Source organism: Pseudomonas sp. FW305-28 (genome assembly GCF_017351395.1).
Lineage (GTDB): Bacteria > Pseudomonadota > Gammaproteobacteria > Pseudomonadales > Pseudomonadaceae > Aquipseudomonas > Aquipseudomonas fluorescens_AA.
Genome location: NZ_JACNDD010000180.1, coordinates 1 through 12,428, shown reverse-complemented (window position 1 = coordinate 12,428; position 12,428 = coordinate 1). Strand labels below are relative to the sequence as shown.

The window sequence follows — 12,428 nt, the reverse complement described above, 5'->3', positions numbered from 1 at the left end:
TCGCTCCCACAACTGGGTCGGTAGGTGTTGTTGAGAACTCTGATCAAAAAACAGCCAAGCCCCTGCAAGCTATAGGCAACATAGCCTGTAGGCCGTTTCGCTCAGGTTATCCACAGGCCGCTCCACAGGCATTGTGGGTAAAGCCCAGGTTTCAGTGACAACCTGATGACGTCCAGACCCTTTGTGCGCTGTGGTGCAGGATCCCGTGGCGGCGAGCCAGGGCCTGGCGGTCCTTGCTGTAGCCACCGCCGATCACGCCGACCACCGGGATGTCGCGGCCCAGGCAATGGCGCATGACGCTCTCGTCCCGGGCGGCGAGGCCTTCGTCGGTCAGTTTCAGGTAACCGAGGGCATCGTCCTTGTGCACATCGACACCGGCGTCATACAGCACCAGATCCGGCTGGTAGAGCGGCAGCAGGTAGTTGAGGGCGTCGTCCACCACCTTCAGGTAGGCGGCGTCCTCCATGCCCATCGGCAGGGGAATGTCCCAATCGCTGTGCGCCTTGCGTGCGGGAAAATTCTTTTCGCAGTGCAAGGAAACTGTCACGGCGTCCGGGGTGTCATGGAGTATTCGGGCGGTGCCGTCGCCCTGATGCACATCGCAATCGAAAATCAGCACCCGTGAAACCCGACCGCAGGCCAGGAAATAACGGCTGATCACCGCCAGGTCGTTGAAAATGCAGAACCCGGCCGGGTGGTCGTAGTGGGCGTGATGGGTGCCGCCGGCCAAGTGACAGGCCAGTCCGTGTTCAAGGGCTTGTTCGGCGGCCAGCAGCGAGCCGCCCACGGCGCGCACCGTTCGGCGGGCCAGGGCCTCGCTCCAGGGCAGGCCAAGTCGCCGTTGGTCTTCGCGGGACAACTCGCCGCCCATGTAGCGTTCGATATAGGCACGGTCGTGGGCCAGGGCGAGGATGTCCGGCGGACACAGCGCCGGACGCAACAGGTCCGCGTCGCGGGTCAGGCCGCTGTCCACCAGGTGATCGCGCAGCAGGCGAAACTTGTCCATGGGGAAACGGTGTTCCGCCGGGAATTCGGGGCTGTAGTCTTCGTGATAGATCAGCGGCAGTGACATGGTGTTTTCAGTAGTGATTGAGTGACGGATCCTACCAGCGATGTAGACTCTGGAGCATGGAAAGGGAGTGAAGATGGAGCCGATACTGGAACTGGAAAGCGCACGGTTGCTCTTGCGGCAGTGGCGCGATGATGACTTGCCGGAATTTGCCGCCATGTGCGCCGACCCGCAGGTGATGCGTTATTTCCCGGAACGCCTGAGCCGCCTGGAAAGCGCCGCCCTGATCGGCCGCGTGCGGGGGCATTTCGCCGAGCATGGTTTTGGTTTGTGGGCGCTGGAACGCAAGGACACCGGAGACTTCATCGGCTTTACCGGGCTCGGTGTGGTCGGGTTCGACGCGCCGTTCACGCCGGCCATCGAAATCGGCTGGCGCCTGGCCCGGGAGCACTGGGGCCTGGGGTATGCCAGCGAAGCGGCGTGGACCGCCCTGCGTTGTGCCTTCGACCAGTTGACGCTGGACGAAGTGGTGGCGTTCACCGCCGTCGATAACCTGCCCTCGCAAAAGGTCATGCAGGCCATTGGCATGCAGCACGCCCCGGCGGATGACTTCGAGCACCCGACACTCGCCGTCGGTCATCCATTGCGTCACCATGTGCTCTATCGCATCAATCGTGAGCAGTGGTTGCAGACCCTTCACGGTTAGCCGACACGGACGTTTACAATGCCCGCCCAAATGGCCCGGGCCAACAATCGATCCACCGCCGCAGCGTAGACTGCGCGGTCATTGCGCTGTGTGAGGAAAGTCTGAATGAGCCACGTGTTGGAAGATCTGGTCGACCTGCTGACCCTGGAACCGATCGAAGAGAACCTGTTTCGCGGTCGCAGCCAGGATCTGGGCTTTCGCCAGTTGTTCGGCGGCCAGGTGCTGGGCCAGTCGTTGTCGGCGGCCAGCCAGACCGTGGAAGAGGCGCGCCATGTGCATTCGATGCACGGTTATTTCCTGCGTCCGGGCGATGCCGCGCTGCCGGTGGTCTACCAGGTGGACCGGGTGCGTGACGGGGGCAGCTTCAGCACCCGCCGGGTGACGGCGATCCAGAAGGGCAACCCGATTTTCACCTGCAGTGCGTCATTCCAGTACGACGAAGAGGGCTTTGAACACCAGAGCACCATGCCCCAGGTGGTGGGGCCGGAAAACCTGCCGTCCGAGCTGGAACTGACCCAGCAGCGGGCGCACCTGCTGCCCGAGCACATGCGCGAAAAACTGCTGTGCCCCAAGCCGATCGAGGTGCGCCCGGTCACCGAAAAAGACCCTTACAACCCACAACCGGCCGACCCGGTGAAATACGTGTGGTTCCGTGCCGATGGCGCCCTGGCGGACTCGCCGGCCTTGCATAAATACCTGCTGGCCTACGCGTCGGACTTCGGCCTGCTGACCACTTCGCTGCTGCCCCATGGCAAATCGGTGTGGCACAAGGATATGCAGGTCGCCAGCCTCGATCACGCCTTGTGGTTCCATGCCGACCTGCGCGCCGATGACTGGTTGCTCTACGCCATGGACAGCCCGTGGGCCGGCAACTCCCGTGGATTCTCCCGGGGCAGCGTGTTCAACCGCGCCGGGCAACTGGTGGCCTCGGTCACCCAGGAAGGCCTGATTCGCCACCGCAAGGACTGGGCATGAGCCTGTCCGAGGTTCGTCACTGGGTGTTCGACATGGATGGCACGCTGACCATTGCCGTGCATGACTTCGCGGCAATCCGCGTGGCCCTGGCGATTCCCGCCGAAGATGACATCCTCACTCATCTGGCAGGGTTGCCCGCCGAGGAAGCGGCGGCCAAGCATGCCTGGTTGCTGGAACACGAACGGGACCTGGCGCTGGGTTCCAAGCCTGCGCCTGGCGCGGTCGAGTTGGTGCGAGAACTGGCCGGGCGCGGCGATCGCCTGGGGATCCTGACCCGCAACGCCCGCGAATTGGCCCACGTGACCTTGGAGGCCATTGGCCTGGCGGACTGTTTCGCCGTGGAGGATGTGCTGGGCCGCGACGAGGCACCGCCCAAGCCGCATCCCGGTGGCCTGCTGAAACTGGCCGAGGCCTGGAACGTGGCGCCGGACACGCTGGTGATGGTGGGTGACTACCGCTTCGATCTGGACTGTGGCCGGGCAGCGGGTGCGCGGACGGTGTTGGTGAACCTGCCGGACAATCCATGGCCGGAGCTGACGGACTGGCATGCGCGCGATTGTGTTGAGTTGCGGCGGATGCTTTTGGCTTGAGATTAATATTGGCTGGCTAGCCGCTATCGCGAGCAAGCTCGCTCCCACAGTGGATATGCGGCGAATGCAGAAAACTTTGTGGGAGCGAGCTTGCTCGCGATGAAGCCCGTCCAGCCGATACAAAACTCACTGCCCAAACAACACCTTCAACCCCTCCGGCGAATTGAACATCCCACTCCCATCGTGCCCAACCCCCGGCACTTCGATCAGCCGCTGGTTCAGGCCCACGGGATGACGCCGGGTCAGGTAGTCGAAAAAGAAATGCCCGCGCAGTAACCGATATGCCCCCTGGGTCTGCGCCTCGCAACCTTTGTCCAGCGCCGGATGCTCCGGGTCGACGTCCTGCTGCCCGAGCAGATAAACGATGTCGCGTTTGACGTAGTTCTCCTCCAGGCGGGTGGGCGTCTGTCCGGCGGCATAGGCGGGCAGGTCCTGCAGGCCGTATTTCCAGCGATTGAAACCAGGGCAACTGGCGGAGTCGAATGCCATGGGCCGTTGCCCATCGAAATAGGCATAGGACGACGGGTTGGCGATGACAAACCGCGGGTTGATCCGGTACTGGCCTTGGGCGAGCAGGGCATAGCGCTGCACCACCTGGGCGCCGCCGGAGTGGCCGGCGATGACGATCTCCTTCACTTCCGGAAACTGCTGCCGGTCACTGACCCGCGCAACGATGTCATCGAGCACTTGGAAGGAACTGACCGGATTCGGCCCTGTGGATAAACCACCGGCCATCCAGTCGTTGCCGTGCCAGCGTAAAAGGTCGTTGGGCAATTGATGCCTGGCCACGTCCTGTTCGTTGAGAAACTGCGGGGCGATGATCAGGGTCGTGGCCAATTGACCCGCCTGCTCGGCGGCCTTTTCGGCGCTGTGCAGGTAGGTCTCGGCATTGCGCAGCCGACCATGGAGGATGATCAGCACGCGCTGGATGGACGCCGGGGGTGGGCTGACGGCGACGGTCATGGCGCCGCCCTTGAGTTGCAGGCGCCCTTGGGCGACCACGTTGACACCGTGTTCCTCGGCCTGGGCAACGGCGCAGCACAGCACCAGCCCGATCAACGCGCGCCATTTCATCTACAGGTTTTTCGCCGCGAACGTGTCGCACTGGCTGACCTGGCCCTGGGCGAAGCCGGTCTTGAACCAGCGCACCCGCTGCGCCGAAGTGCCGTGGGTGAAGGAGTCCGGCACTACGCGGCCCTGGCCTTGTTGCTGCAAGCGGTCATCGCCGATGGCGTTGGCGGCGGTCAAGGCCTCCTCGATGTCCCCCGGCTCCAACCAGTTCAGGCGTTTTTGCGCATGGTTGGCCCAGACGCCGGCCAGGCAGTCGGCCTGCAATTCCTGGCGTACCAACAAGCCGCCGTCGCCTTCCATCTGCCGGCCTTGCTGGCGGGCTTCCTGGATCTTCGCCGATACACCCAGCAGCGTTTGCACGTGGTGGCCGACTTCGTGGGCAATGACGTAGGCCTGGGCGAAATCGCCAGCGGCGGCGAAGCGTTGGGACATTTCCTTGAAGAAGCTCATGTCCAGGTAGACCTGGCGGTCCGCCGGGCAATAGAACGGACCGGTCGCCGAGGAGGCCAGGCCGCAGGCCGAGTTGACTCGACCGCTGAACAACACCAGTTTGGGTTGCTGGTACTGGCGTCCGGCCTGTTGGAAAACCTGGCCCCAGGTGTCTTCGGTATCGCCGAGGATCGAGCGCACGAACTCGGCCTGTTCATCGTTGGCCGGTGGCGCCTGGCGGGTTTGTGAAGTGGCAGGCGCGGACTGGTCCATCTGCCCGGCCAGTTGCCCGAGAATCTGCATCGGGTCCTGGCCAGTGATCCAGCCAATGCCGACGATCAGGAGAATGGCGGTCAGGCTCAATCCCTTGCCGCCACCGAAACGCATTCCGCCACCGCCCCCACCGTCACCACGGGCGTCCACCACGTTGTCACTGCGGCGACCTTTTTTCCATAACATGTGGGAAGTCCTCTGAATGACTCTGCTAGAAATGACTGCTGTGGCGGTGAGTCTAGCTTTTAGGCGCCCAAGGTGCGCGCCGCGCTTGAGCTGTCAGGCAACGGACACGGGTTTTGGTTCAGCGATGAGCCAATCCTGCCTGGCTGCGGAATTTTCATTACACTTCGGATTCAGAACTTATCGGCATGCTCGCTGGCCCAATAACTGCAACGTGCGTCACGGCCCCTACATCAAGCAACGCAGGTTTCCCTCATGACCGTCAGCACACCGCTCTCCGGCGTCAATCAGGCTTTCAAGGGCATCGTGCTTATTCTGGTCGCAACGTTCCTGTTCTCCAGTCATGACGCTTTAGCAAAATATCTCTCGGGTTTCTATCCGATCGTCATGGTGGTGTGGGCCCGCTATGTGGTGCACACATTGCTGATGGCGGGTATTTTCCTGCCCCGTTCTGGGTTGCGTGTCCTGCGTACCAAGCGCCCTTTATGGCAACTGGCCCGGGCTTTGTGCCTGCTGGGCACCAGTCTGTTTTTCACCACCGCGTTGATGTTCATTCCACTGGCGGAGGCGACGGCGGTCAACTTTCTCGCGCCCGTGCTGGTGACCGCGTTGTCGGTGCCGTTGCTGGGGGAGCACGTGACGCGCGGTCAATGGATCGCGGTGATCTTCGGTTTTATCGGGGTGTTGATCATTGTCCATCCCGGTGGCGATCTGTTCACCCCGGCGGTGTTGTTGCCCTTCTGTTCGGCGTTGTTTTTCTGTTTCTACCAACTGCTCACGCGCAAGCTCAGCGAGATCGACAGCCCGACCACCAGTAATTTCTTTGCTGGCCTGTGCAACACCTTGGTGATGAGCGCGCTGGTGCCGTTCTTCTGGCAAGTGCCGAGCCTGTGGCATGGGGTGATGATGCTGGCGCTGGGTGCCTGTGGGATGACCGCGCACCTGATGCTGACCCAAGCCTTCCGCTTTGCCGCCCCGGCGCTGCTTGCGCCGTTCGGGTATTGCCAGATCGTGTTTGCCGGGCTGCTGGGCTGGTTGTTCTTCAGCCATACGCCGACGCTGACCACCGTGGTGGGCATCGCCCTGATCTGCTTGAGTGGGTTGGCGGCGGCGTGGCAGCAGCGGCGGGTTTAGCACGGATTGTGGAGGGATCGATTGTGGGAGCAAGGCTTGCCCGCGATGAGGGCGATGTGGTCCTTGATGAACCGAGGCGCCTGTATCGCGGGCAAGCCTTGCTCCCACAGTAGAGAGTCATTCCCACAGCAGTGGCTTGGCTCCCACCGTTGGATGAATGATCCGGGCTGACTGGAATCAGTTTTCCAGGGTCGGCACCTTGCGCGGCGCCATGAAGTACAGCCAGGTCAGGGCAATGAAGTACATCGCCGGAATCAGAGTGAACAGCACGGTGTAGTTGTTGTTGGTGATCGTGAGGATGTGGCCCACCAACTGGGTCATGAACATCCCGCCGATGGCCGCGCACATGCCGCCGAAGCCGAACACCGTACTCATCATGTGCTTGGGCGTGTAGTCCATCACCAGGCTCCAGATGTTGGCGGTCCAGGCCTGGTGCGCGCCGATGGCCAGGGAAATGGCGAACACCGCCATCCACAGGTTGCTTGCGCCGGCGGCCATGATCACGCCGATGATGCAGCAGGCGAACAGCAGCATGGACACCAGCCGCGCCTTGATCGGATTGAGGCCGCGACCGATCAGGAACGAAGACAGGATCCCGCCGCCCACGCTGCCGAAGTCGGCGGTGAGGTAGATGATGATCAGCGGGATGCCCATCTGGGTCACGTTGATGCCCAGGTTGTATTGCTGGTTCAGGAACGGCGGCAACCAATAGAGATAGAACCAGAACACCGGCGCGGTGATCGAGTAGGCCAGGGCGAATGCCCAGGTGCCGCGCATGCGCAGGATGCGTGAGAACGGTACGCGGACCTGGTCCGGTTCATCCTGGGCCTGGATGTAGTCCAGCTCCGACTGTTTGACGGTGGGGTGGTCTTCGGGGTTGAAGTATTTCAGGCCCCAGAACAGCAACCAGATACCGCCCAGGGCGGCCATGCACAGGAACGCGGCCTGCCAGCCCCACACGTGCAGGACCAGCGGCAGCAGCATCGGGGTGAACATCGCGCCAACGTTGGTCCCGGCGTTGAAAATGCCGGTGGCCACGGCCCGTTCGCCCGCCGGGAACCACAGCCGGGTGGTCTTCACGCAGGCCGGGTAGTTGGCGGCTTCGGTGAGACCGAGGATGAAGCGGCAGACCATGAAGCCCACCGCCGACGTCGCCAGGCCATGGGCGCCGGTCGCCAGGCTCCAGAGCAGCACCGCGCAGAAGAACACACGCTTGACGCCGATCCGGTCGATCAGCCGCCCCTGCAACACGAAGCCGACGGCATAACCGACCTGGAACCAGAAGTTGATGTTGGCGTAATCCATCGCCGTCCAGCTCATTTCCTTGGCCAGGATCGGCTGCATGACGCCGAGGGCGGCGCGGTCGATGTAGTTCAGGGTGGTGGCGAAAAACACCAGGGCGAGCATGCCCCAACGGGTCTTGCCCACGGCCATGGCGCCGCGGATCTTGTCACCGACGCTGCCGGTGGAGGCCCCCAGGCCAGGGGCCAGGCGGGAACTTTGGGAAGGAATCATAGCGTGTACCCGTTTTTGAAATTCTTATGGTCGGTCTGGGTCTGTCCATCGACGTCGGCGATCAGGGCTTGCGTCGATGTGGGGAGCGATGGTGCGCAGTGAGCAAAAAATCGTCAATTCGGCAATCGGCATTTTGTTCGATAATCGCCCAAAAAACTAACCGGATGGTACATATTAAATTGCTGAAAGAAACCGGCAGCTCAATAATCGCCTGACTCTTTCAAAAGCGGCGCACCTTTTGTAGCCGATGCCTGTCCCGGGAGCCGAAGTCATGCAGCGTTCCATTGCCACCGTATCCTTGAGCGGTACCTTGCCGGAAAAACTCGAAGCCATTGCCGCCGCCGGTTTTGACGGGGTGGAAATCTTCGAGAACGACCTTCTCTATTACGATGGCAGCCCGCGGGAAATCAGGCAGATGTGCGCCGACCTGGGCATCGCCATCACCTTGTTCCAACCGTTTCGTGACTTCGAGGGCTGCCGTCGTGATCGCCTGTCGCGCAACCTGGAGCGGGCCGAGCGCAAGTTCGACTTGATGCAGGAACTGGGCACCGACCTGGTGCTGGTGTGCAGCAACGCCTCGGCCGACAGCGTCGGCGATGAGCAGATCCTGATCGATGACCTGCGCCTGCTGGCCGAACGGGCCGGTGCGCGGGGCTTGCGTATCGGTTACGAAGCGCTGGCCTGGGGCCGCCACGTCAATACGTATCAACAGGTCTGGAACATCGTGCGCCAGGCCGATCACCCCAGCCTTGGCGTGTTGCTCGACAGCTTCCATACCTTGTCCCTCAAGGGCGACCCGAGGGCGATTGCCGAGATCCCGGGCGACAAGATTTTCTTCGTGCAAATGGCCGACGCGCCGATCCTGGCCATGGATGTCCTGGAGTGGAGCCGACATTTCCGTTGTTTCCCGGGGCAGGGCGAATTCGACTTGCCGGGGTTCCTGGCGCCGATCATCAAGAGTGGTTATACCGGGCCGCTGTCGCTGGAGATCTTCAACGACGGCTTCCGCGCCGCGCCGCCACGGGCCAATGCTGCCGACGGCCTGCGCTCGCTGCTGTACCTGGAAGAAAAGACCCGCCAACGCCTGGCCGAAGAAGCGAGCGTCGTCGGCAATGCCGACATCTTGTTCGCCACCCCGCCGGCCAGCGAATATGACGGCATCGAATTCCTCGAGTTCGCCGTGGACGATAGCCTCGGTGCCAAGCTCTCCCATTGGCTGGAGCGGCTGGGGTTCGTCAAGGCCGGCCAGCATCGTTCGAAGAATGTCAGCCTGCTGCGCCAGGGCGATATCAACCTGATCCTCAACAGCGAACCGTACTCCTTCGCCCACAGTTTTTTCGAAGCCCACGGGCCTTCGTTGTGCGCCACCGCCGTGCGCGTGAAAAACAGTGCCAGCGCCTTGGAGCGGGCCATTGCCTACAAGGGCCAGCCCTACCGCGGGCTGGTGGGGCCCAATGAGCTGGAGCTGGCGGCGGTGCGTGCACCGGACGGCAGCCTGATCTACCTGGTGGACCAGGAAGCCGACGTCTACGGCACCGATTTCAACCTGCAGCCGGGGGCTGTCATCGGGGCCGGGCTCAAGCGCATCGACCACATGGCCATGGCGCTGCCGGCCGACAGCCTCGACAGTTGGGTGCTGTTCTACAAGAGCCTGCTGGATTTCGAGGCCGACGACGAAGTCGTCTTGCCCGACCCCTATGGCCTGGTGAAAAGCCGTGCGCTGCGCAGCCGCTGCAGTTCGATCCGCTTGCCGCTGAACATTTCCGAGAACCGCAACACCGCGATCTCACACGCGCTGTCGAGTTATCGCGGCTCCGGCGTGCATCACATCGCCTTCGATTGCGACGACATCTTCGCCCAGGTCAGTCGTGCCAAAGAGGCGGGCGTGCCGTTGCTGGACATCCCGCTCAACTACTACGACGACCTGGCGGCGCGTTTCGATTTCGACGACGAGTTCCTTAGCGAACTGGCCTATTTCAACGTGCTGTACGACCGCGACGCCCAGGGTGGCGAGCTGTTTCACGTTTACACCGAGCCGTTCGAGGGGCGGTTTTTCTTTGAGATCATCCAGCGCAAGAACGGTTACGCCGGTTATGGCGCCGCCAACGTCGCGGTGCGCCTGGCGGCCATGGCCAAGTCCCGCAGCGGTGGCTTGCGGCACGCCAAGTTGTAGAGAAATCGTAAACGCGGCGGTAATGGGCAGTGGCGTGGCTTCCTTCAGTGCACGGTGCGGCCCATAATCGCCAGCCTGTGCAGTGATGGCCGTGAGCCCCGCAATGACTATGAATCCAGAGCTTTCCGCAGCGCTCGACGAACCCGTCGCCACGCCGCGCAAGAGTCGCAAGAACAACCCGGAAAAGACCCGGGAAAACATTCTTCAGGAAGCCATCGTCGAGTTCGTCCAGCAAGGCCTGGCCGGCGCCCGGGTCGATGCCATCGCCGAGCGCATCCACACTTCCAAGCGCATGATCTACTACTACTTCGGCAGCAAGGAGCAGTTGTACGTCGAGGTGCTGGAAAAGCTCTACGGGGATATCCGCACCACCGAGAGCCGCTTGCACCTGGCGGAACTGGCCCCGGTCGACGCGATCCGGCGCCTGGTGGAATTCACCTTCGACCACCACGACCGCAACGTGGATTTCGTGCGCATCGTCTGCATCGAGAACATCCACAACGCCGAGTACGTGAAGCAGTCAGGCACGATCAAGGCGATGACCAACACCATCCTCGATTCCCTGGGGGTGATCCTGCGTCGCGGCGCCGAAGAGGGCGTGTTCCGTGCCGGCCTCGAGCCGCTGGATATACACCTGCTGATCAGCTCGTTCTGTTTCTACCGAGTATCCAACCGCCAGACGTTCGGTGAGATCTTTCAGATCGACCTGTCGGCTGAAGCGGTCAAGCAGCGGCATCGGCAGATGGTTTGTGAGTCGGTGTTGCGCTACCTGCAGCCCTGACACCGAACCGAATGTGGGAGCTGGCTTGTGTGGGAGCGAGCTTGTGTGGGAGCGAGCTTGCTCGCGATAGCGGTCGATCAGCCAACACCGATTGTGACTGAGATACCGTCATCGCGAGCAAGCTCGCTCCCACAAGTCGTTCCCACAAGGGATTTATCACCAGGCTTTAGTGATTCATGCTTTGAAAATGCGCCAGCATCCGCTGCGCATCCGGCGCCACGCCGCTGAACAGTTCGAACGCCTTCACCGCCTGGAACACCGCCATATTGCCGCCATCCAGGGTGCGGCAGCCGATGGCGCGGGCGTTACGCAGCAGTTCGGTTTCCAGTGGGAAGTAGACGATTTCCGCGACCCACAGGGTGCCCCGCAACAGCTCGACCGGCACCGGCATGCCCGGTAGTTTCGCCATGCCCATGGGCGTGGTGTTCACCAGACCGTCGGCCTCGGCCATGGCGCTGGGCAGGTCATGCCCGGCGCGAGCGCGGCCTGGGCCGAAGTGTTGGTTCAAGTTGTTGACCAGTGCCTCGGCACGGCTGACCTCGACGTCAAAAATGCTCAGGGTTTCCACGCCCTCCAGCAGCAACGCGTGGGCCACCGCCGCGCCGGCGCCCCCGGCGCCCATCTGGACCACGCGCTGGCGCGCCACATCCCCCAGGCCACGGCGAAAACCTTCGGCGAACCCCAGGCAGTCGGTGTTGTGGCCGATGCGCTTGCCGTCCTTGAGCACCACCGTATTGACTGCGCCGATGCCACGGGCCTCGGGCGACAACTCATCCAGCAGCGGGATGATCGCCTGCTTGCAGGGGAAGGTGATGTTCAGGCCGGTGAAGTCCATGCGTTCGGCGGCCACCAGCAAATCAGCCAGGGCGCCGCTGTCGAGTTTCAGCGCGTCGAGGTCGATCAGCCGATAGAGGTAGCGCATGCTTTGGGCATCGCCTTCCTGCTCATGTAGCGCAGGCGTGCGGGACGCCTGGATGCCCGCACCGATCAGGCCGGCCAGCACAGTGATATTCGACATGGACATCAACCCTTCAACCGCTGACTGAAATGTTCAAGGGCCAGGCGATAACCATGGCTGCCAAACCCGCACATCACGCCAATGGCGACGGATGAGACGAAGGAGTGATGGCGGAATGTTTCGCGGGCGTGGACGTTGGACAGGTGGACTTCGATGACCGGTACTTCGCTGGCCACCAGGGCGTCGCGGATCGCCACGGAGGTGTGGGTCCAGGCTGCCGGGTTGATGACGATACCGGCGCACCGGCCCCGGGCGCCGTGAATCCAGTCCAGCAGCTCGCTTTCCTGATTGGTCTGGCGAAACTCCACCGCCAAGCCGAATTCTTCAGCGGCGCGGCCACACAGTGCCGAGATGTCGGCCAGGGTTTCATGGCCGTAGGTTGCCGGCTCGCGGGTGCCGAGCAGGTTCAGGTTCGGGCCGTTGAGCACCAGAACGATCGGAGGCATCGCAATTTCTCCACATTTTTATTGTTGGTGTCGGCGGGGGTTCAGCCGGTGGAGATAAATTGTACTAGATGGTTAATTTGGTCAAATAAAGCCGACGCCCTTGGTCATTAAGTGTTCGATGATCG

General features: G+C 62.3%; 12 protein-coding genes. 6 read left to right on the top strand and 6 right to left on the bottom strand.

Annotated features, from left to right (window positions below):
* Window positions 1-151: 151 nt before the first annotated feature.
* On the bottom strand, window positions 152-1,072 hold the full coding sequence (locus tag J4E53_RS27240) for a histone deacetylase (protein WP_103310989.1): 921 nt from the start codon (window positions 1,070-1,072) through the stop codon (window positions 152-154).
* A 73-nt stretch (window positions 1,073-1,145) separates the two neighbouring features.
* Between J4E53_RS27240 and J4E53_RS27235 the strand changes: the two genes are divergently transcribed.
* The 3 genes from J4E53_RS27235 (at window position 1,146) to J4E53_RS27225 (ending at window position 3,280) form a co-directional block, all read left to right on the top strand.
* Window positions 1,146-1,715 (top strand): GNAT family N-acetyltransferase, encoded by a 570-nt coding sequence (locus tag J4E53_RS27235; RefSeq protein ID WP_060740512.1) that lies wholly within the window; start codon window positions 1,146-1,148, stop codon window positions 1,713-1,715.
* Between the two features lie 105 nt (window positions 1,716-1,820).
* Window positions 1,821-2,690: an acyl-CoA thioesterase II gene (gene tesB / locus J4E53_RS27230; RefSeq protein WP_060740513.1), complete on the top strand. Its 870-nt coding sequence runs from the start codon at window positions 1,821-1,823 to the stop codon at window positions 2,688-2,690.
* Window positions 2,687-3,280 carry an HAD family hydrolase gene (locus J4E53_RS27225; protein WP_103310987.1) on the top strand — a complete coding sequence of 198 codons (594 nt, stop codon included), beginning with the start codon at window positions 2,687-2,689 and terminating at the stop codon, window positions 3,278-3,280. Before tesB ends, J4E53_RS27225 begins: the two co-directional genes overlap by 4 nt.
* A 126-nt stretch (window positions 3,281-3,406) precedes the next feature.
* On the opposite strand, the gene J4E53_RS27220 is transcribed toward J4E53_RS27225, so the two are convergent.
* Complete coding sequence (locus tag J4E53_RS27220) at window positions 3,407-4,354, bottom strand: hypothetical protein (protein WP_103310986.1); 948 nt, start codon at window positions 4,352-4,354, stop codon at window positions 3,407-3,409.
* Entirely contained in the window at window positions 4,355-5,239 is an 885-nt protein-coding gene (locus tag J4E53_RS27215; RefSeq protein WP_060740516.1) for a neutral zinc metallopeptidase, read from the bottom strand.
* Window positions 5,240-5,491: 252 nt separating this feature from the next.
* On the opposite strand from J4E53_RS27215, the gene J4E53_RS27210 reads away from it, so the two are divergent.
* A complete protein-coding gene (locus J4E53_RS27210; RefSeq protein ID WP_060740517.1) occupies window positions 5,492-6,370 on the top strand; it encodes a DMT family transporter in 879 nt (292 codons plus the stop codon).
* Window positions 6,371-6,547: 177 nt separating this feature from the next.
* Here the strand turns inward: J4E53_RS27210 and J4E53_RS27205 are convergent, their stop codons facing one another.
* On the bottom strand, window positions 6,548-7,885 hold the full coding sequence (locus J4E53_RS27205) for an MFS transporter (RefSeq protein ID WP_060740518.1): 1,338 nt from the start codon (window positions 7,883-7,885) through the stop codon (window positions 6,548-6,550).
* 271 nt (window positions 7,886-8,156) lie between these two features.
* On the opposite strand from J4E53_RS27205, the gene quiC reads away from it, so the two are divergent.
* Entirely contained in the window at window positions 8,157-10,058 is a 1,902-nt protein-coding gene (gene quiC, locus J4E53_RS27200) for a 3-dehydroshikimate dehydratase QuiC (protein ID WP_103310984.1), read from the top strand.
* 103 nt (window positions 10,059-10,161) lie between these two features.
* The gene (locus tag J4E53_RS27195; protein WP_060740520.1) at window positions 10,162-10,839 is read left to right on the top strand and encodes a TetR/AcrR family transcriptional regulator; all 678 of its coding nucleotides are present in this window, start codon (window positions 10,162-10,164) and stop codon (window positions 10,837-10,839) included.
* Between the two features lie 166 nt (window positions 10,840-11,005).
* Here the strand turns inward: J4E53_RS27195 and J4E53_RS27190 are convergent, their stop codons facing one another.
* Both J4E53_RS27190 and aroQ read right to left on the bottom strand, forming a co-directional pair.
* Window positions 11,006-11,857, bottom strand: a complete 852-nt coding sequence (locus J4E53_RS27190; protein ID WP_371919227.1) for a shikimate dehydrogenase — start codon at window positions 11,855-11,857, stop codon at window positions 11,006-11,008.
* A 5-nt stretch (window positions 11,858-11,862) separates the two neighbouring features.
* Window positions 11,863-12,303 carry a type II 3-dehydroquinate dehydratase gene (gene aroQ, locus J4E53_RS27185; RefSeq protein ID WP_047702651.1) on the bottom strand — a complete coding sequence of 147 codons (441 nt, stop codon included), beginning with the start codon at window positions 12,301-12,303 and terminating at the stop codon, window positions 11,863-11,865.
* Between the last annotated feature and the right edge of the window lie 125 nt (window positions 12,304-12,428).